Below are 18,356 nucleotides of genomic sequence, written 5' to 3'. Positions count from 1 at the left end.
ATGAAAGTTACCATCGAACAGACGCTCGATCAGGCGGGTACGGGCGCATTTCAACGCGGTCTTCTGGGTGTGTTCGGTCTTGTCTGGGCCGCCGATGCCATGCAGGTGCTTGCCGTCGGCTTTACCGGCGCTGCCATTGCAAAGACTTTTGGGCTGACGATTCCGCAGGCATTGCAGACCGGAACGCTGTTCTTCCTCGGCATGCTGATCGGCGCAGCCGTATTCGGACGATTGGCCGATAAATATGGTCGCCGTCGCGTGCTTCTCATCACTGTCGCCTGTGATGCCGTTTTCGGACTGCTTTCCGCATTTGCGCCCAGCTTCGGCGTCTTGCTCGCCCTGCGCTTCATGACAGGCGTGGCAGTGGGCGGAACCTTGCCGGTCGACTATGCGATGATGGCCGAATTCCTTCCGGCCAAAAATCGCGGTCGCTGGCTGGTTATGCTCGAAGGTTTCTGGGCGGTCGGCACTGTTATCATCGCCCTTGCGGCATGGGCCACCAGCCTTGCAGGCGTAGAGGATGCGTGGCGCTATATCTTCGTCGTCACCGCTGCACCCGCCCTTATCGGCATATGGCTGCGTCTCTGGGTGCCGGAATCCCCGATGCATCTTCTGAAGTCGGGGCGCCCGGAAGAAGCCAAATCGGTGATGAACCGCGTGCTTCGCCGTAATGGCAAGCCTGAGCTGCCGCCGAAGGCCCGGCTTGAAGCACCGCTTATGGTGACAGGCGAAAAGCTTCTATCGCCAAACCTTCGCCAGCGCACGCTGACGACGCTGGCAATCTGGTTCCTCGTTTCGGTGTCCTATTACGGCATTTTCACCTGGATTCCGGCCAAGCTTGCCGGTGACGGTTTTGGCTTCGTCCGCGGCTACGGCTTCCTTGTCGTGGTTGCGCTGGCCCAATTGCCGGGCTACGCACTCGCCGCCTATGGCGTGGAAGCGTGGGGACGCAAGAAGACGCTGATCGCCTTCCTGTTCATCAGCGCGGCTGCCTGCGCTCTCTTTACAGTGGCCAACAGCTCTGCCGTTGTCGGTTCATCCATTCTCATCATGAGCTTTGCGCTGCTTGGCACATGGGGCGCACTCTATGCTTTCACGCCGGAACTTTATCCGACAGGATTGCGCGCAAGCGGAATGGGAGCGGCGGGCGCGATGGCTCGCCTTGGCGGCTTGCTTGCGCCCTCCGCGCTGGCGCTCGTCATCAGCCAGAGCTTTTACGTCGCCGTGGCGCTATTCGCGGGACTTCTGGCGCTGGCCGGTATTATCGCCTTCTTCATCGACGTGGAGACGCGCCAGAAGGCACTGAACTGACCAGAATAAGCCCGGAAAGCGCTCATGCATTCCGGGCTTATTCCATCTTGTTTCAGTAATTTATGCCGTATTCTTTATCCATTGCTTTCGATAGGCGGCATAGGCTTCGTTGCCCGGCCTGAAAATCCGGCCGTGTTTTTCCGGAACCCTTGCGCCTGCGAGCAATCCGGCACCGAGCGAAGTGCCCGTCGATCCTGATACGGCTTCAACGTCACGTCCCGTAAAATTCGACAGCGCTTCAAGATAGACCGGATTCCCGGCAAACGGCCCTTCGACAATAACCGGTCCACCTGCACCCAGCAGGTGGAGACAGGTCTCCGTCATCAGCGCCGCATAGATGCAGGCGGCAACATAGCGTTCCGCCTCGCTGGCCATGTCTGCGTTGATCCAGCGAAGATTGGAATTCGGATAGGGACCGCAACCGGGCACCGCTGAAGGTAGCGCCATAATGTGCTGCGCCAGAACCGTTGTCACGATATCGGGCTGGTCGATGACCGGAGGAACGGTCAGTCCTTCAGTCATGATATCGAACTCGCGCCCGCCCATGTAACGGGCGGATGGAACGGCACGGCCATAGGCATCGACATTGGCCAGCGTATCGCGTTCCGGGGCTAGTCCGCCAAAATTACCGCCAACGGCGAAACTGACAACCCACGTCCCGGTGGAGACGACCGAGAACGGGCCTTCCCGATCCATCAGATGCGCGAGCAGCGATGCGTTGGAATCGTGAATGCCGCAATGAACCGGCACGGCTTTGTAAAGGCCGATCTCTGATGCAATTTCGGGCAGAACCTCGCCCAGCGCATCGAAGGCGGAGCGCAGCGGCGGGAATTTTTCGCGAATGTCCAGTTGGTCGACAAGCGCCGAAAAAGCCGATTGCTTCGGCAGCCACAAATCCGTGTGGCAGCCAAGCGAGGTCACTTCCGATGCGGCGACGCCAGTAAGGCGCCATGCCCAATATTGCGGATAGGTGAATATGAAATGGGTGCGCGCGAAATCGACAGGAAAGACCGTTTTCAGATAGTGAAGCTGCGCGCCGAGATTGAGGCCGAGCGACAGGGTCGGCGAAAACGTATCGCGAAAATCCGGCTTTATGGCCGCATAGGTGGCGCGGATTTCGGCTGGATATTCGAGTTCATAGTCGAGAACCGGCATTGCCAGCGTGCCATCTGCGGCGACAAGGGCCGCCGACGCGCCATGCGTAGTGATGGAAGTGGCATCGAAACCCGGCTCTTGCGCAAAATCCGCAAGACTTGCCAGAAAGAAGCGCCACAGCGCCTCGATATCATAATGCGGATAGGGGCCGTCGCGGAGCACAGTGTTCGGCATGCGGCGCGCGGCAATTTCCTCGCCGCCTGCCGCATCAATCACGACGACTTTGGCATTGGTCTTGCCGATATCGAGAATGGCGATGCGCTTCATGACATGTGAAACACTGGCTTGAGATCGACAGAAACCGGCGAATTGTCGGGGTTCGTCGCCATGATGTCGGCCATATGCGCCCACCATTTCTTCATGACGGGATGGTCGGGCAGGGTCGCCATGCCGTGACCGGCGCTGCGCGTCAGCACGCCGAACAAAATGTTGGTTTCTTCATCGAGATAGATCGCGTAATCCGACACGCCTGCCTCGTGGAGAAGGTCCACCAGTTCTGGCCATATCTCATCATGACGGCGGCGATATTCCGCTTCCATGCCCGGATTAAGCGTCATGCGAAATGCATAGCGTTCAGCCGTCATGCTGTGCGTCTCCCTTTGAACTGCCGGATGAGGATCGGCAATGAAATGGTGACAATCAAAAGGAGGCCGATGAAGATCGACATGACGATGCCCGGCACATTGAGAAGCCCAAGCCCGAAGGTCACAAGGCCCATTACGAAAGCGGCGATCACCACGCCGACGATTGTGCCCGAGCCGCCAAGGATCGACACGCCGCCCAGCACGACCATGGTGACGACTTCCAGTTCCCAGCCTTGCGCAATGGACGGGCGCGTCGAGCCGAGGCGCGAGGTCAGGCAAACGGCGGCGATGCCACTCATCACGCCCGTCATCAGGAAAAGCACGAATTTGGTTTTCTCAACCGGAATGCCGGAAAAGCGCGCCGCGAATTCATTGTTACCGATGGCATAGATACGGCGTCCGAAGCTGGTGGCATGCAAGAGCACGCCAAACAGCACGGCGAACAGAATGAACAGTGCGAATTCGAACGAGAAGACCCAGAACACATAGCCCTGTCCGAAATAGGCAAAGCTTTCCGGATAGCCGCCAAAGGCCTGATCGCCGAGCACGATATAGGAAATGCCGCGGAAAAGGCTCATCGTGCCGATGGTCACGACAATGGATGGCAGTTTCAGCCCGGCCACCAACCCGCCATTGATTGCGCCGCAGACAAGGCCGGTGCCAATGCCGATGCAGACCAGACCCGGCGTGCCGACGCCAGCCTGCGCAGCCGCACCCATCGCGGTCGAGGAAAGCGCAATGATCGCAGCGACCGAGAGGTCGATTTCACCGGAAATGATCAGAAGCGTCATCGCAAAGGCGATCAACGCCTTTTCGGTGAAGTTGAACGTGGCGTCGGAGAGGTTCCAGGCATTGAGGAAGTAGGGCGAAGCGAAGGAATTGGCGATGAAGATCGCAATCGCGACACCAAGCAGAAGCATTTCCCAGCTTGCGAAGATGCGCGAGAATGGCGTTCCGAGCCGGTCCGGAATGTGACGGCGCTGTTCGTTCTTCATGCCGTAACCTCCTCGTAAGTCTTTGCAGCCTTGTCGCGCAGGATGATGCGTCCGCGCCGCTTTTCCTGACGTGCATTGAAGATCACCGCCAGAATAATGACGGAACCGGAGATCGCCATCTGCCAGAAGGGCGATATGTTGATGACGGGGAGGGCGTTCTTGATGACGCCGAGGAACAGGGCGCCAAGAACCGCACCGGCGACAGAGCCTATCCCGCCAAGTGTTGAGATGCCGCCGATAACGCAGGCCGCAACGCTGTCAAGTTCGAACCCGGCGGCCACATCCACATAGGCGACGGCATAGCGCGACACCCAGAGGTAGCCACAAAGCCCGGCGAGCGCGCCCGAAAGCACGAAGGCGAAGAAGCGCGTGCGGCCGACGTCGATGCCGGTATAGACGGCGGCGGTCGGGTTGCCGCCGGAGGCATAAAGGGCACGACCGAAGAATGTTCGCGTCAGCAGCACATAGACGAGCGCCACGATCAGGATCGCCGTCCAGCCCAAGAGCGGCAGGCCGAGAAAAGGCGTGCGTGGCGTGTTGAGGAAGGGCGCTGTCATCTGATGCGCATTCACCCATGCGCCGCCGGACAGCACAAAGGCCATGCCACGATAGATGGTGAGCGTGCCAAGCGTGACGACAATCGCCGGAATGTTGAGTTTCCAGACCAGAATGCCGTTGATCGCGCCCAGAACCGCACCGATGCCAATTGCCAGCGCGATCAGAAGCACGAGCGGCAGGCCCGGATAGGTCGCATTCAGCATCGCCACGGCCATGCCGGTAAAGGCAAGGTTGGCGGCGACCGACAGATCGATGGACTTGGTCAGGATCACCGCCATCTGTCCGAGCGCGATAATGATGAGAATAGACGTGTCGTTGAAAATATTCGCCAGATTATGTGCGTTGGCAAAGCCCGGAGCGCGGCTTGCGAACAGCCCCACCAGAAGAGCGATAATGACGAGGAGCAGGAGTTCGCGCTGCTTGAGCAACTGTTTCATCGTCTACTCCGTGTTTCCGGTGGCGGCGCGCACTAGCACTTCCGCGTCGAGGCTGGCGCGCTCGAAGACGCCTTCCATCAGCCCCTCGCGCATGACCATCACGCGGTCAGACATGCCGATGATTTCCGGCAGTTCCGACGAGATCATGATGATGCTGAGCCCCTCGGCGGCGAGTTCGCTGATAAAGGCATGAACCGCGGCCTTGGAACCGATATCGATGCCCTTGGTCGGCTCGTCGAGAATGATGACCTTCGGATTGGTGGCGAGCCACTTGCCGATGACAACCTTTTGCTGATTGCCACCGGATAGCGTTCCGACCGGTACGGAAAGGGCGGCGGCGCGCAGGTCGAAGCGCTCGGCATATTTGCGCGCCAGCGCCAGCTCTTCCGCCATGCGCAGAAAGCCATTGCGCGAGGTGCGGGCGAGCGACGGCAGCGATACATTCTGGAAGATCGGCAGTTGCAGCACGGCGCCGTGGCGTCCGCGCTCTTCCGGCACATAGACGATGCCATGCGCCACCGCATCGCCGGGACGGCGGATGCTGATCTCGCGATCTTCAAGCGTCACACGGCCACGGGATGGCTTGGTGATACCGAACAGCGATTGTGCGAATTCCGAACGCCCGGCACCGACAAGGCCGTAAACGCCGAGGATTTCCCCCTTGCGCAGCTCAAAGGAAATGTCGCGAAACTCGGTCGGGTGCGAATAGTTTTCGACGGTCAGCACCGGCTTGCCGATGGCGACATCCTGTTTGGGAAAGGCTTGATCGACAGACCGTCCGACCATCATGCGCACAATATCGTTCTGCCGTGTATCGGCAAGCGTGCCGTGCCCGACGGCGTGCCCGTCGCGAAAAACCGCATAATTATCGGCGATTTCGTAGACTTCATCGAATTTGTGGCTGATGAACAGGATGGCTTTGCCCTGCGCTTTCAGCCGCGCCACGATGCGAAACAGGTCGTCCACTTCCTTGCGCGACAGGGCTGCGGTCGGTTCGTCCATGATGACGATGCGCGAATCCACTGACAGCGCGCGGGCAATGGCGACCAGATGGCGCTGGGCGATGGACAGTTCCTTCAGCTTGATGCGCGCGTCGACCGTCGTTTCCAGCGAGGATAGCAAGGCTTGCGAACGAGCATAGACAGCCTTCCAGTTGACGAAGCCGAATTTCGTGCGCGGCGCATGGCCGAGATAGATGTTTTCGCCCACCGACAATTCGTCAAAGAGCACGGTTTCCTGATGAATAGCCGTGACGCCGTGATCGGTCGCATCCTGTGCGGTCGCCAGATGCACCGGCTTGCCGTCGATGAGGATTTCACCTTCATCAGGCTGATAGATGCCGGTGAGGATTTTCACGAGCGTGGACTTGCCTGCGCCGTTCTCGCCGATCAGCGCGGTCACCTTACCGGGATAGAGCGCGATATTGACGTCATCGAGCGCACGCACACCGGGAAATGTCTTGGCAATGCCGCGCATTTCCAGAATGGGCTGGTCCGTCATGGCAAGCACCGTCTGCTCACCGCTGGAATCGCCGCTTGAGAGAAAAGCTGCATTCATTGCAGACACCTGAAATCGATTCTGGGGAACGGGAGGCGGCACCCGTTCAGCGAATGCCGCCTCTTTTTAAAATACGCATCGTGTCCGAAAACCGTTTCACACTTTTCGGGATGCGCTTTCCGATCAGAAGACCTTGGAGAATTCGTCGATATTCGACGCGTCATAGACGAACGGATCGCTCATTGCGGCTTCGCCATTGTCACCAATCTTGATCTTGCCCATGCGTCCGGCTTCGATTTCCGAGCCCGGCTTGCCATCGGCATCACCCTTGACGAGATGATAGGCAATCTGGGTTGCCGAATAGCCAAGGTCGATCGGGTTCCAGATAGCGAATTCCTTGGTTGCGCCCGACTTGATGGCGCCGGCCATTTCGGACGGAAGACCAAGGCCGGTCACATAGACATCACCAATCTTGCCTGCATCCTTCACAGCCTGCGAGGCAGCGAGAACGCCAACGGTCGTCGGTGCCACGATGACCTTCACATTCGGATTTGAAGTCAGCAGTCCTTGCGCTTCGCGGTAGCTCTTGTCGGCCAGGTCGTCACCATAAACGGTGGTCACCAGATTGAGGCCCGGGAAGTCCTTGAGCTGCTTCTTCATCTCGCCAATCCAGATATTCTGGTTGGTCGAAGTGGTGGTAGCAGACAGGATCGCGAAATCGCCCTTGCCGTCCGGCAGGTGATCGGCTGCGAGCTTGAGGCACATCTTGCCGATCAGTTCGTTGGAAGACGGGTTGAGGTGAACGATACGGCCTTCAGGTGCGACGCCCGAATCCCACGAGATCACCTTGATGCCGCGCTGTGCGGCTTTCTTCAGGGCGGGGACGACAGCATCCGGGTCGTTGGCCGAAATGGCGATGGCATCCACGCCCTGCGCGATCAGCGAATTGATGACTTCAATCTGACCTTCCGCCGTTGTGGTGGTCGGGCCGGTATAGATGACCTCTACGCCGCCCAGTTCCTTCGCAGCTTCCTGCGCACCCTTGTTGGCAGCTTCAAAGAAGCCGTTGCCGAGCGACTTCGCAACAAGCCCGATCTTCATGTCGGCGGCCTGCGCATGGGCAGCCATGAAGGCAACGGCCAGTGCAGTGCCTAATGCCAGTTTCTTGAAAAGTTTCATGTCTCATTCCTCCCAGTATAAAGACATATGTTTCGCTTGTTCCGGCTCAGGCCACCTCGGCGGAATCCTCCCGTGGGTCGCCCTTGCCAGCATTTGCGGAGACCTGCGCCACGATGAGCCGGATGCCCGCATTTTCCACCATGCGCCGCGCTTCATCCGAAATGCCGTCATCGGTGATCAGCGTGCTGACCCGGTCGAGCGGGCAAAGGATGAGGCTGGAACGGCGTGTGAATTTCGTTGAATCGACCATCAGGACAAGTTCGTCCGCCTGGCCCATGAGTTTCTGTTCGCTCTGGATGATCAGCGCATCGGATTCCATGACGCCGAGCGGGCTGATCCCCTGACAGCCCATAAACATGCGCCGACCGTAGAAATTGCGAATAACGTCATTGTCGAAAGGCGACAGGATAAGGCTCTGGTCGCGATAGATCGCACCGCCGGGCACGATCACCGTGCTTTTCGACTGGCGCAGAAGATGTTCGGCGATGGCAAACGAATTGGTCAGCACCTGAAGGCGGCGCGGAGCAAGATAATGCACCATCTGAAAAGTCGTGGACCCGCCATTGATGATGATGCTGTCGCCTTCTTCGCACAGCGCAACCGCTTCACGAGCTATTGCGCGCTTGCGGTCCGCGTTTTCCGATTCCGAAACCTTGAAAGGACGACCCGCAAGATTGCCGAATTGCGGCGGATGAATAGCCTCTGCGCCACCGCGCACGCGCTTGATCCTGCCCTGCATATGGAGCGACGCAATATCCCGGCGAAGTGTCGCTTCCGACGCCTCCGTCAGTTCCACCAGATCCTGAATGGTAATCACCGGCTTTTCCTGAACAGCACTCAGGATGATGCGGTGGCGCTCTCTTTCGTGCATGGCTCCTCCTTGTCTTTGTATCGGGCATAAATATCGCGACTGTCAATCACAAACAATCACAATGGCGCACAATAATCACATTAATGATTGATTGTGATCGTTTGTGATTGACAGCAATTCGTTTGATACGTCATATCTGCCGCAACATGATCGCTGGCACATTGAACGGGCATGCAGACGTACTTGCAGACGTACAGGCGGCTTGCGATTCACCATAACAGACTTGGGAGGATGACATGGTGGCCCAGAGCAGGCTTCTCGAAAACCGGTGGGATGATGCCAGAGCAGCAACGATGGATGAGCCGGGAAAGCTGCTTTACCGCTCCAATCTGCTCGGTTCCGACAAGCGCATCACCAATTACGGCGGGGGAAACACTTCCGCCAAGGTGGAGGAAACCGATCCGCTGACTGGCGAAAAGGTTCAGGTTCTCTGGGTCAAGGGTTCGGGCGGTGATGTCGGCACAATCAAGCTCGATGGCTTTGCGACACTTTATCAGGACAAGCTCGACGCTCTGAAAGCCATCTATAAGGGCGTTGAGGATGAGGACCGCATGGTCGGCTTCCTGCCGCACTGCACCTTCAATCTCAATCCGCGCGCGGCATCCATCGATACGCCGCTGCATGGTTTTGTCGCCTTCAGGCATGTGGACCATATGCATCCCGATGCGATCATCGCTATCGCCGCATCCCGGAATTCCCGTGAACTGACGGCCGAGATTTTCGGCGGCGAAATCGGCTGGCTGCCATGGCGTCGTCCCGGCTTCCAGCTCGGTCTTGACCTTGAAGCCTTTGTAAAGGCAAATCCCAAGGCAAAGGGCGTTATCCTTGAAAGTCATGGACTTTTCACGTGGGGCAATGACGCAAAGACCTGCTACGAAACCACGCTCGCCATCATCAACAAGGCCATTGAATGGCTGGACCAGAAGACGGCAGGCAAGGCCGCTTTCGGCGGCGCTGTCACGCAAAGCCTGGCTGCTGCGGAGCGTCGCGCCATTGCGGCGCGTCTGATGCCGGAAATTCGCGGGCTCATCGGCAAGGAAGAGCGCAAGCTCGGCCATTTCGATGATCAGGATGCGGTGCTGGAATTCGTGAATGCGAAGGAATTGCGCCCGCTGGCCGCTTTGGGCACGTCCTGCCCGGATCATTTCCTACGCACCAAAATCCGCCCGCTGGTCGTTAATTTCGACCCGGCCAAGCCCGATGTCGATGCTATCGTTGCCGGGCTTGAGGGTGCACTGGAAGCCTATCGCGCCGACTACAAGCGCTATTACGAGGCGTGCAAGCACGACAATTCGCCGAAGATGCGCGATCCCAATCCGGTGATTTTCCTGATCCCCGGTGTCGGCATGCTGTCCTTCGCACGCGACAAGGCGACTGCGCGCATCGCCGGTGAGTTTTATGTCAACGCGATCAATGTGATGCGCGGTGCATCCGGCGTATCGGAATATCAGGGCCTGCCTGAACAGGAAGCCTTCGATATCGAGTATTGGCTGCTTGAGGAAGCCAAGCTGCAACGCATGCCAAAGCCGAAAAGCCTTGCCGGGCGCATCGCGCTTATCACCGGCGGCGCTGGCGGCATCGGCTATGCCACCGCCGAGCGGCTGGCGGGCGAGGGCGCTTGCGTGGTTCTGGCGGATATTGACGCAGAATCGCTCAAATCCGCTCACGTCAATCTGTCAAAGCGTTATGGCGCCGATCAGGTGCGCAGTGTCGAACTGAACGTCACCGACGAAAAGGGCGTAGCCAATGCCTTTGTTGAAGCCAGTGTCGAGCTGGGCGGCATCGACATTCTGGTCTCCAATGCAGGCATCGCGTCGTCGGCTCCGGTGGAAACCACCGAACTCTCCATGTGGAACCGCAATATCGACATTCTGGCGACCGGCTATTTCCTCGTGTCGCGGGAGGCCTTTCGCCTGTTCCGCCGCCAGAAGATCGGCGGCAATGTGGTGTTTGTCGCTTCCAAGAATGGTCTTGCTGCTTCACCCAATGCATCCGCCTATTGCACGGCCAAGGCCGCTGAAATCCATCTGGCCCGCTGTCTGGCGCTGGAAGGTGCTGATGCTGGCATCCGCGTCAATGTCGTCAACCCCGATGCAGTTCTGCGCGGCTCCAAGATATGGGACGGTGAGTGGCGCGAACAGCGTGCCGCATCCTCCAAGATCGATGTTTCGGAGCTGGAGGAGCATTATCGCAAGCGCTCGCTGCTGAAGCTCAATGTTTTGCCGGAAGATATCGCCGAGGCCATCTACTTCCTTGCAAGCGATGCTTCGGCAAAATCCACCGGCAACATCATCAATGTCGACGCCGGAAACCAGCAGAGCTTTCCGCGCTGACCATATAATCAGGACATTTTGGGAGGAACCATGTCCGATCAACGTATTTCGGCAGATTTCATCGCCGAGCATAATTCCGGTTTCGAAAATGCATTGAAGAGCGATTATCAGGCGCTCGGCGAACAGCTTTTGCGCCGCGGTATCGAGATCGACAAGATTACGGACAAGGTGGCGAGCTATTTCGTTGCCGTGCCTTCGTGGGGCACCGGCACGGGCGGCACGCGCTTCGGGCGCTTTCCGGGAAAGGGTGAGCCGCGTGGCATTTTCGACAAGCTCGACGATTGCGCCGTCATCAACGAATTGTCGCGCGCAACGCCGAATGTCTCGCTGCATATTCCGTGGGATAAGGCCGATCCGAAGAAGCTGAAAGCCCATGCCGCGGCGCTGGGCCTCGGCTTCGACGCCATGAATTCCAATACCTTTGCCGATGCAACGGACCAGAAGCTTTCCTACAAATTCGGTTCGCTCACCCATATCGACCCAAAGGTGCGGGCGCAGGCCATCGAGCACAATATCGAATGTATCGAAATCGGAAAAGCCATCGGTTCCAAGGCGCTGACGGTCTGGCTCGGCGACGGGTCCAATTTCCCCGGCCAGCAGAATTTCACCCGTGCTTTCGAGCGCTATCTGGCCTCGATGGGCGAAATCTACAAAGCTCTGCCCGATGACTGGCGCTTGTTCTCCGAGCACAAAATGTATGAACCGGCCTTTTATTCGACGGTGGTTCAGGACTGGGGCACCAATTATCTCATCGCCTCGACGCTTGGTCCCAAGGCGCAATGTCTGGTTGATCTCGGCCACCATGCGCCCAACACCAATATCGAAATGATCGTGGCGCGGCTGATGCAGTTCGGCAAACTCGGCGGATTCCATTTCAACGACAGCAAATATGGCGATGACGATCTCGATGCCGGCTCCATCGATCCGTATCGATTATTCCTTGTTTTCAATGAGTTGGTCGATGCGGAGTATCGCGGCGTGAAGGATTTCAACCCGGCGCACATGATCGACCAGTCGCATAATGTGACCGATCCGCTGGAAAGCCTGATCTCATCCGCCAATGAAATCCGCCGTGCCTATGCGCAAGCGCTGCTGGTGGATCGTGAAGCGCTCGAAACCTACCAACAGGAAAACGATGCGCTGATGGCATCCGATACGCTCAAACGCGCCTATCGAACCGATGTCGAACCGATCCTTGCGGAAGCACGCCGCCGCACCAGCGGGGCGATCGAACCGATTGCTGCCTACAGAGCCAGCGGCTACCGCGACAAGGTTGCGAAGGAGCGTCCAGAGAGTAAAAGCGATGGCGGGGCGTTTAACTAACCCCCCTCTCGCCACAAAATTGCCGCAAAAAGAACGGTCGCTCGCCACAATTAAAAGGCGATTTCTGTCGCTTCTCTGTTCCAAAAATCGCGTTTGGCAACTGTCAGCGCGATTTTCTGAATGTCAGATTAAGGCGAAACGGACCCAGTTTTTCGTCCTCGCCACGCTTCAGGGCGAGTATGCCATGATAGAAGAGACGTGACGGTCCACCCCACACAACCACGTCACCATGATGCAGGATATATTTCGCAATCGGGTCGGTTCTCTTCAGTCCGCCGAACTGGAAAGTCGCGGGCAGACCAAGCGACACTGAAACAATCGGATTGTTGAAATCCTGTTCGTCCTTGTCCTGATGCAATGAAAGTTTCGCACCCGGTTCATAACGATTGATGAGGCAGGCATCCGGCTCAAAGTCAGGATAGCCAGCTTCACGGGCTGCACTTTGGGCAAGCGCGCGAAACGCATCCGGCATCGCAGGCCAGGGCAGGCCGGTTTCCGGGTCGTCGGTACTGTAACGATAACCGGTCCGGTCCGTAACCCAGCCAAATTCTCCGCAATTCGTCATCGCAACCGACATGCGATACCCGCCGGGAGTGGTCATGTGCCGAAAAGGCGCGACAGCGGAAACATCGGTCACAGCTTTCAGAACAGCATCTTCGCTTGGAAGCGCAAAGCCGCGTAGAAGCACGGCGCCGGGCGCCAGAATTTCACGCGGTTCAATCTGGTCGAAAAGGTCTTTCATAAAAGCTTTCTAGCATGAGTTGGGAAGGCCGCCTCCCGAAACATGCTTTCAAACCCGAGATCGGCGCGGGGCAGGCAAAAACCTGGGCCGAATCAACCCGGATAGCCGCATTTTTCCAGTGCCATGAGAGGTCGCTTCAGGTGCCCAACATCACTTGATAAGCATCATTAGAAGAGAAGTTCTAAGACTAAAATCCAATTTTGTATATATATGTATAGACAACTTATAAAAAAGATGGTCCTATGCTGGGGAGACCACAAAAAATTGCTAAACATTGGAGCCAGAACAAGTAGAAGTTCGGGCAACAATATTGTTTTGCCAAAGGTCCGCAGGGGAACATGATGCAGGTTTTATCGCTTTTCGACCTTAGCGGGCGTAAAGCGCTGGTTACCGGTGCCAGCCGGGGACTGGGACAGGCCATTGCCGAAGCACTCGCCTCGGCTGGTGCCGATGTTGCCATTACAGCGCGCAAGTCCGACGACCTCTCCGAAACGGCATCCCGTATCGCCGCCCATGGCCGCACTTCGGCAACTCTTTCTCTCGATGTGCGCGACGTCGCGGCCTGTGGAGCCGCTGTCGCGCAAGCGAAAGATGCTCTCGGCGGCCTCGATATTCTCGTCAACAATGCAGGTTATGAAGAAATCCGTCCCTCGCTCGATGTGGACGAAGCGCTATGGGATCGCATCGTGGCGACCAACCTCAAAGGTGCGTTCTTTTGCGCGCAGGCCGCCGCCCGCCACATGACAGAGAGCGGGAAGGGTGGAGCGATCATCAATCTGTGCTCGCTGACCTCCTATGTCGGTGTGCCAACCGCCGCTCCTTACGGTTCTTCCAAATCCGGTCTCATGGGCATGACCCATGCTTTGGCCACTGAATGGGCGCCTTCCGGTATCCGCGTCAATGGCATTGCGCCGGGCTATTTCCGCACTGCCATGACGGATGTGTTTTACGAGAATGACGACTGGCAGCAGGCGATGCTGGGCAAAATTCCGCAGGGCCGTTTCGGCGCAATGGAAGATGTTGCGGGCGCCGTGGTGTTTCTGGCAAGCGCCGCATCGTCCTATGTCACGGGGCAGGTGATCCCCATTGACGGCGGCTATCTCGCATCAATCTGATATTCTCAAGAGAAACATCAGCAGATTGCGAAACAGGATTGAAATAACTTCATAAAGCACCTTCCGGTGCTTTGACTGAAATGGGAAACTGCGATGAATACAACCGAAACCGGAACTGGCCGTAAAGTCTCCAACGGACCGGCTGCCGTATCGGTCAACAATGTCAGCATGATCTATAACGGCTTCCATGCCGTGCGTGCGGCATCTTTCGATCTCGCCAAGGGCCGTTTTCTGACCATTCTCGGGCCTTCGGGTTCCGGCAAGACGACGCTTCTCCGCCTCATTGCCGGTTTCCAGCGGCCAAGCATCGGCGAAATATTCATCAACGGCGAAGCTGTCAGCGCCGTGCCGCCGCACAAGCGCTCCATCGGCATGGTTTTCCAGAAGCTCGCGCTTTTCCCGCATATGACGGCGGCCGAAAACGTCGCGTTTCCGCTGAAAATGCGCCGCTTCGATGCGCGTTCGATCCCTGAGCGGGTGGAACGCTATCTCGACCTCGTTCGCCTGAACGGCCTCGGCGGGCGGCGTGTGCACGAGCTTTCCGGTGGCCAGCAACAGCGCGTGGCCATCGCGCGCGCCCTCGTTTTTGAACCGGACCTACTTCTGCTCGATGAACCTCTGGCGGCCCTCGACCGCAAGCTGCGCGAGGAAATGCAGCTCGAATTCCGCCGTATCCAGCGGGAACTGGGCGTCACGACCATCAATGTCACCCATGACCAGCGCGAAGCGCTCGTCGTATCTGACGAAATCATCGTCATGGATGGCGGTGAAATCCAGCAGATGGCGCAGCCATCCGAGACCTATCGCAACCCGTCCAACGCCTTTGTGGCGAACTTCATCGGCGTCACCAATTTCATTTCCGGCAAGGCATCGTCGCTCGACGGCAATCTCGTGCGGGTCGATGCAGGAATGCCTCTGCTAGGCATGGCAGGCGAGGGGCGCGGACCGGTTGCCGCCAACGCAAATGTCTCGTGCGCAATCCGCGCCGAACAGATCCGTATCGGCGGCAGCGCCGCAGCGCATGCGGAACTCGATACCGTGCTTGAAGGCATCGTTACGGATGCGATCTTCGAGGGCGAACGCATCGTCTATGAATTGCGGGTTCCTGCCTTGGGAGACGTGTTGATGCGCGTCTTCGACCACGATCCCATCGGCCATAGCCAGTTTGCAGAAGGTGAAACCGTGCATCTTGGCTGGAACGCCCGCGATCTCATCGTCTTTGCTGCATGAACTGAAACGTTACGGGGAAACTCCAGAGGAGAAACAAAATGAGCAAGATGAAGAAGCCTTTTCTGATACTCGACCGCCGCCGCTTCCTGCAGAGCGCAGGTGCTTTTGCAGCCGCAGCCGGCACGACATCGCTCGGCCTGTCGCGCGCATTTGCTGAAGAACCGGCCAAGCCGAAGGAACTGATCGTGCGCGCCTGGGGTGGTAGCTGGGTGGACGCGCTGAAAGCTGGCGTATCCGATCCGTTTACCGCCAAGACCGGCATTTCCATCCGTCACGACCTGACAGAAGACAACGAAATCCAGCCGAAGCTCTGGGCCGCGGTAGCGCAAAAGCGTGTTCCGCCGATCCACGTCAACTGGGATACGACCACCAATGCGACCAAATCGGCATTGCGTGGCGTGACCGAAGACCTGTCGGACCTGTCGAACCTCAAGAACACCACCGATCTTGCCAAGCCTGTCGGTCTCGACGGCTATCCGATCGTCAACACCTACGGCTATGTCTATGTGCTGGCCTATCGTCCGGAAGCCTTCCCGGATGGCCCGCCGAAGTCGTGGCACGCCCTGCTCGATCCGAAGTTCAAGGGACGCATCGCGCTTTATAACGATGGCATCGGCTTCCACTTCCCGGCGCAGGTTGCCGGTGGCGGCAAGCTGGAAGACATTCCGGGCAATATGCAGCCCGCATGGGATTTCATCACCAAGGTGAAGCAGCAGCAGCCGCTTCTCGGCGAAGACCCGGATTTCACCACCTGGTTCCAGAAGGGTGAAATCGATCTGGCCTGCACCATTTCCACCAATGCGCGCGAAGCCCAGAAGAACGGCGTCAAGATCGACTGGACCGTTCCGGAAGAGGGCGCGAAGTTCGACACAGACGGCCTTTGGATTCCAAAGGGCCTGCCGGAAAACGAGCTTTACTGGGCCAAGGAATATATCAACTTTGCACTTACCAAGGATGCGCAGCAGGTCTGGCTCGACGGCCTTGGCCTGCCGGGCGTCGTGCCGGGCCTGACCCCGCCCGCCGATCTGGTGAATGATCCGGCCTATCCGACCAAGGACGAGGATTTCAAACACCTCATCCGTATTTCGGCAAAGGTGCAGGTGGAGAACGAGAGCGAATGGTTCTCGAAGTTCAAGGCCATCATGCAGGGCTGATCCAGCTCCTTGAAAAACAAGACGGGTCGCCCGATAGGGCGATCCGTATGCCCGGCGTCTTCGGGCAAACATTTCGGACAAATATTCAGGAATTGAAACATGCGAGCGGCACGCACTGCCTATCCCATGACATGGCGCATCATGGACGCGCTGGAAGCAATCGCAGCCTTTTTGTGGCCCGCGCGGTTCAATCGCGCCGTGCCTTATCTGATGCTGCTTCCGGCGATTGTTCTGGTCGGACTGCTGGTGCTGGGCTTGATCCAGATCGCGGATACCAGCCTGCGCACGCTCGACACTTCGACATTCCTGATGTCGGATTATTACACGCTCGCCAATTACAAGCGTGCACTGACGGAAAGCCTCTTTGCAACCGTGGCATGGCGCAGCCTGTTCGGCTCGCTCGTCGTGACCGCATTCACGCTTCTTCTGGCATTTCCCTATGCCTATCTCATGGTGCGCACGCCATCGGCTGCATTGCGCAAATTCCTGCTGATCGCGCTGTTCCTGCCCTTCTTCATCGGTCAGGTCGTGCGCGCCTATGGCTGGCTCATCATTCTCGGTAATCAGGGCATGGTCAACGAGGCGCTTGGCTTTGTCGGCATCGCGCCCATGCGGCTGCTCTATAATTATCCGGCGGTTCTGTTCGGCCTCATTCAATATATGCTGCCATTCGCCGTGCTGATGCTCGCACCGGCGCTGACCGCCATTCCGGAAGAAATGGAAGCGGCGGCAAGCTCGCTTGGTGCAAACTGGCTGCGGACCTTCGCCCATGTCGTCCTGCCCATGGCCCGTCCGGGCTTGATCGGCGCGGGACTGGTGGTGATGACGCTGTCGCTCACCGATTTTGCCGTACCGGCCATTCTGGGCGGCGGGTCGCAGGATTTTATCGCCAATGCGATCTATGACCAGTTCTTCCGTACGTCCGATCAGGGGCTCGGCGCGACGCTCGCACTGCTTCTGGTCGGCGTCGGCTCCATCCTCGTCGGGATCGTGTTCACGTTGTTCGGGGCAGGCACGCTTGCCATGGGGAGGGCGCGCAAATGACCTCGCCACTGTCAAAATCCATCGTCATATGGACGTTTGTTATCGCCGTTCTGGTGTTGCTTTCCGCACCGACCATTGTGGTGCTTGGCGCATCGTTCACATCCGGCAACATGATTACCTTTCCGCCGGAAGGGTTCTCGCTGAAATGGTATCAAAAGATCGCCGGAACGAGCGACCTCTGGGATGCATTCCTGCGCTCACTCTACGTTTCCTTCATCTGCACTATCGTCGCTATTCCGGTCGGAACGCTCGCGGGCATAGCGCTGGCGAAATATGCCGTGCGGTTTGAAAAGACGATCCAGATTTACCTGCTGCTGCCCTTTACCATTCCGCTAATCGGTTCCGGCATCGGTTTGATGCTGATCTTCGGTCAGGCTGGCATTCTAGGTCAGCTCTGGCCGGTAGGGATTGCGGCCTGCGTCATCAATCTGCCTTTCATGATCTGGGCGGTGACGGCAAGTGCCGCCAATCTCGATGCTGATCTTGAACTTGCCGCCGCAAATTGCGGGGCAGGGCCAATCTCGACTTTCTTCTTCGTCACGCTGCCGGTCGTCGTGCCTGGCGTCATCAGCGGCTCGCTTCTGATGTTCATTCTGGCGCTGAACGAATTTCTGGTCAGCCTGCTTCTGGTCGATGCACGCATCGTGACCCTGCCGGTGCAGATCTACAATTCGATCCGGTCCATCATCACGCCAGACCTTGCAGCGATCTCCGTCGTCTTCATCGCCTGTGCCGCTGCCGCCATCTTCCTGCTCGACCGGCTGGTCGGGCTCGACATCTTCCTCAAATCGAAATGACGGGTTGCGCCACCACCGCAACCAGCAAGGA

Annotated in this window: 16 protein-coding genes; 8 read left to right on the top strand and 8 right to left on the bottom strand. The window is 57.9% G+C overall.

All coding sequences use genetic code 11. From position 1 onward, the window contains the following. Entirely contained in the window at nt 1-1,311 is a 1,311-nt protein-coding gene (locus tag F9K91_RS16735; RefSeq protein WP_061345307.1) for an MFS transporter, read from the top strand. 60 nt (nt 1,312-1,371) lie between these two features. Here F9K91_RS16735 and F9K91_RS16730 read toward each other — a convergent pair whose 3' ends face one another. From F9K91_RS16730 to F9K91_RS16700, 7 genes are all read right to left on the bottom strand, one after another. Continuing rightward, nucleotides 1,372-2,733 (bottom strand): FGGY-family carbohydrate kinase, encoded by a 1,362-nt coding sequence (locus F9K91_RS16730; RefSeq protein ID WP_151652685.1) that lies wholly within the window; start codon nt 2,731-2,733, stop codon nt 1,372-1,374. Then, the gene (gene rhaM, locus F9K91_RS16725) at nt 2,730-3,050 is read right to left on the bottom strand and encodes an L-rhamnose mutarotase (protein ID WP_151652687.1); all 321 of its coding nucleotides are present in this window, start codon (nt 3,048-3,050) and stop codon (nt 2,730-2,732) included. Before rhaM ends, F9K91_RS16730 begins: the two co-directional genes overlap by 4 nt. Beyond that, nucleotides 3,047-4,045 (bottom strand): ABC transporter permease, encoded by a 999-nt coding sequence (locus tag F9K91_RS16720; protein ID WP_151652689.1) that lies wholly within the window; start codon nt 4,043-4,045, stop codon nt 3,047-3,049. Before F9K91_RS16720 ends, rhaM begins: the two co-directional genes overlap by 4 nt. After that, nucleotides 4,042-5,040, bottom strand: a complete 999-nt coding sequence (locus tag F9K91_RS16715) for an ABC transporter permease (protein ID WP_151652691.1) — start codon at nt 5,038-5,040, stop codon at nt 4,042-4,044. The genes F9K91_RS16720 and F9K91_RS16715 overlap by 4 nt, the downstream gene beginning before the upstream one ends. Nucleotides 5,041-5,043: 3 nt before the next feature. Further along, nucleotides 5,044-6,597: a sugar ABC transporter ATP-binding protein gene (locus F9K91_RS16710; RefSeq protein WP_412842174.1), complete on the bottom strand. Its 1,554-nt coding sequence runs from the start codon at nt 6,595-6,597 to the stop codon at nt 5,044-5,046. A 123-nt stretch (nt 6,598-6,720) separates the two neighbouring features. Further along, nucleotides 6,721-7,716, bottom strand: a complete 996-nt coding sequence (gene rhaS, locus F9K91_RS16705) for a rhamnose ABC transporter substrate-binding protein (RefSeq protein WP_061345313.1) — start codon at nt 7,714-7,716, stop codon at nt 6,721-6,723. Between the two features lie 46 nt (nt 7,717-7,762). Further along, entirely contained in the window at nt 7,763-8,587 is an 825-nt protein-coding gene (locus F9K91_RS16700; RefSeq protein WP_061345314.1) for a DeoR/GlpR family DNA-binding transcription regulator, read from the bottom strand. Nucleotides 8,588-8,823: 236 nt separating this feature from the next. On the opposite strand from F9K91_RS16700, the gene F9K91_RS16695 reads away from it, so the two are divergent. Both F9K91_RS16695 and rhaI read left to right on the top strand, forming a co-directional pair. After that, complete coding sequence (locus F9K91_RS16695) at nt 8,824-10,920, top strand: bifunctional rhamnulose-1-phosphate aldolase/short-chain dehydrogenase (RefSeq protein ID WP_151678262.1); 2,097 nt, start codon at nt 8,824-8,826, stop codon at nt 10,918-10,920. A 30-nt stretch (nt 10,921-10,950) separates the two neighbouring features. Further along, nucleotides 10,951-12,243: an L-rhamnose catabolism isomerase gene (rhaI, locus tag F9K91_RS16690; protein WP_151678261.1), complete on the top strand. Its 1,293-nt coding sequence runs from the start codon at nt 10,951-10,953 to the stop codon at nt 12,241-12,243. 103 nt (nt 12,244-12,346) lie between these two features. Here the strand turns inward: rhaI and alkB are convergent, their stop codons facing one another. After that, a complete protein-coding gene (alkB, locus tag F9K91_RS16685; protein ID WP_151678260.1) occupies nt 12,347-12,985 on the bottom strand; it encodes a DNA oxidative demethylase AlkB in 639 nt (212 codons plus the stop codon). A gap of 341 nt (nt 12,986-13,326) precedes the next feature. Here alkB and F9K91_RS16680 point away from each other — a divergent pair, with 341 nt between their 5' ends. The 5 genes from F9K91_RS16680 to F9K91_RS16660 all read left to right on the top strand — a co-directional run bounded on the left by F9K91_RS16680 (nt 13,327) and on the right by F9K91_RS16660 (nt 18,325). Then, the gene (locus F9K91_RS16680) at nt 13,327-14,100 is read left to right on the top strand and encodes an SDR family NAD(P)-dependent oxidoreductase (protein WP_151678282.1); all 774 of its coding nucleotides are present in this window, start codon (nt 13,327-13,329) and stop codon (nt 14,098-14,100) included. Between the two features lie 93 nt (nt 14,101-14,193). Continuing rightward, a complete protein-coding gene (locus F9K91_RS16675; RefSeq protein ID WP_151678259.1) occupies nt 14,194-15,330 on the top strand; it encodes an ABC transporter ATP-binding protein in 1,137 nt (378 codons plus the stop codon). 38 nt (nt 15,331-15,368) lie between these two features. Then, entirely contained in the window at nt 15,369-16,484 is a 1,116-nt protein-coding gene (locus tag F9K91_RS16670) for an ABC transporter substrate-binding protein (protein ID WP_151678258.1), read from the top strand. A 99-nt stretch (nt 16,485-16,583) separates the two neighbouring features. Beyond that, entirely contained in the window at nt 16,584-17,528 is a 945-nt protein-coding gene (locus F9K91_RS16665; protein ID WP_151556918.1) for an ABC transporter permease, read from the top strand. Continuing rightward, nucleotides 17,525-18,325 (top strand): ABC transporter permease, encoded by an 801-nt coding sequence (locus F9K91_RS16660; RefSeq protein ID WP_006468850.1) that lies wholly within the window; start codon nt 17,525-17,527, stop codon nt 18,323-18,325. Before F9K91_RS16665 ends, F9K91_RS16660 begins: the two co-directional genes overlap by 4 nt. Nucleotides 18,326-18,356: the final 31 nt, after the last annotated feature.

The sequence above is a fragment of the Brucella tritici genome, assembly GCF_008932295.1.
Taxonomy (GTDB): Bacteria; Pseudomonadota; Alphaproteobacteria; order Rhizobiales; family Rhizobiaceae; genus Brucella; species Brucella tritici.
This window is presented reverse-complemented; position numbering and strand designations above follow the sequence as displayed.

Bases quoted from the DNA above. Each gene is read 5' to 3' on its own strand.
- F9K91_RS16665 (WP_151556918.1), top strand. From the start codon at position 16,584: ATGCGAGCGGCACGCACTGCCTATCCCATGACATGGCGCATCATGGAC.
- alkB (WP_151678260.1), bottom strand. From the start codon at position 12,985: ATGAAAGACCTTTTCGACCAGATTGAACCGCGTGAAATTCTGGCGCCC.
- F9K91_RS16670 (WP_151678258.1), top strand. From the start codon at position 15,369: ATGAGCAAGATGAAGAAGCCTTTTCTGATACTCGACCGCCGCCGCTTC.
- F9K91_RS16660 (WP_006468850.1), top strand. From the start codon at position 17,525: ATGACCTCGCCACTGTCAAAATCCATCGTCATATGGACGTTTGTTATC.
- F9K91_RS16680 (WP_151678282.1), top strand. From the start codon at position 13,327: ATGCAGGTTTTATCGCTTTTCGACCTTAGCGGGCGTAAAGCGCTGGTT.
- F9K91_RS16730 (WP_151652685.1), bottom strand. From the start codon at position 2,733: ATGAAGCGCATCGCCATTCTCGATATCGGCAAGACCAATGCCAAAGTC.
- F9K91_RS16715 (WP_151652691.1), bottom strand. From the start codon at position 5,040: ATGAAACAGTTGCTCAAGCAGCGCGAACTCCTGCTCCTCGTCATTATC.
- rhaS (WP_061345313.1), bottom strand. From the start codon at position 7,716: ATGAAACTTTTCAAGAAACTGGCATTAGGCACTGCACTGGCCGTTGCC.
- F9K91_RS16700 (WP_061345314.1), bottom strand. From the start codon at position 8,587: ATGCACGAAAGAGAGCGCCACCGCATCATCCTGAGTGCTGTTCAGGAA.
- F9K91_RS16735 (WP_061345307.1), top strand. From the start codon at position 1: ATGAAAGTTACCATCGAACAGACGCTCGATCAGGCGGGTACGGGCGCA.
- F9K91_RS16675 (WP_151678259.1), top strand. From the start codon at position 14,194: ATGAATACAACCGAAACCGGAACTGGCCGTAAAGTCTCCAACGGACCG.
- F9K91_RS16710 (WP_412842174.1), bottom strand. From the start codon at position 6,597: ATGAATGCAGCTTTTCTCTCAAGCGGCGATTCCAGCGGTGAGCAGACG.
- F9K91_RS16695 (WP_151678262.1), top strand. From the start codon at position 8,824: ATGGTGGCCCAGAGCAGGCTTCTCGAAAACCGGTGGGATGATGCCAGA.
- rhaM (WP_151652687.1), bottom strand. From the start codon at position 3,050: ATGACGGCTGAACGCTATGCATTTCGCATGACGCTTAATCCGGGCATG.
- rhaI (WP_151678261.1), top strand. From the start codon at position 10,951: ATGTCCGATCAACGTATTTCGGCAGATTTCATCGCCGAGCATAATTCC.
- F9K91_RS16720 (WP_151652689.1), bottom strand. From the start codon at position 4,045: ATGAAGAACGAACAGCGCCGTCACATTCCGGACCGGCTCGGAACGCCA.